The organism is Arthrobacter sp. SPT-J7, from assembly GCF_059089965.1.
The window spans coordinates 1-844 of the sequence record NZ_JBNHFF010000494.1; the positions used below are offsets into that span (position 1 = coordinate 1).

At 64.3% G+C, this 844-nt stretch carries 1 protein-coding gene; it reads right to left on the minus strand.

What is annotated here, in order from left to right; translation table 11 throughout:
• Nucleotides 1–810 (minus strand): LpqB family beta-propeller domain-containing protein (locus AC5RWX_RS33840; protein WP_494100511.1); only part of this gene is annotated, 810 nt, incomplete at its 3' end.
• Nucleotides 811–844 lie beyond the last annotated feature (34 nt).

Sequence of the window (844 nt, forward strand, 5' to 3'; positions counted from 1 at the left end):
GGTCAGCTGCATCTGCATCCGCAGGCGGTCTTCAGGCGAGGTTTCCGTAAGTTCCTTGGCTGTGAGGTCTACTTGCGCCGCGCCAGAGACAACCGGCACCGACTCGCGGGCCAGCTTGATGCCTGAGGGGAAGGCGCTCACCACGGCCCCACGCAGGTAAGGTGCAGGCCCGGCCAGCAGCGCACTGGTCATCGCCTTGACGGTTTTGTTCTTGATGAACCAGCGGACGTCGGGCACCGCGTACGTGAAGCTGGGGTCATAGAAGTAGATGGGGTAGGCGCCGTAGATGACCTTGAACGTTTCTTCGGCAATTGCCGTGCCATCCGGGAGGGCCGAGATCCGCCATTGCCCGTCCACCTGGGTAACCGTCACCGGGATCTTCTCAATGGTTCCCTCTGGTGACTGGGTGGCTATGCCGTCGGCGTCGACTGTGTAGGCGACGTCGAGCTCATAGTTGTAAACGTTCCCCGCCTCGCCGGGCACGACCCGTGCTTCACGGTAAACGAGGGCCCGCTGGTCCGGCTTCCAGGAGACGGATGACGCCTGGGTCAGATACTGGCGTGCGACGGCGTAGTCGTCCTCATAGCCGCTACCTGCCCGGTAGAAGTAGTCGATGATCGTTTCGGGCGTAGCGCCCGCCTGCGGCGCCGCCGGTAGGAACACCGGCGCGCTGAGGTTGCCCGCGCTTCCTTCACTGCTTTTGCCCACCGGCCCGGAGGTCGGAATGCGGGCACAGCCGGCCAGCAGGACGGCCAGCAGGACCAGCAGTAGAACCACGGGTTTTGCCCGGCGCAGGGCGTAGCCCGTCATGGGGTCTCCTTCGACGTCGGCGCTGGATCAAACG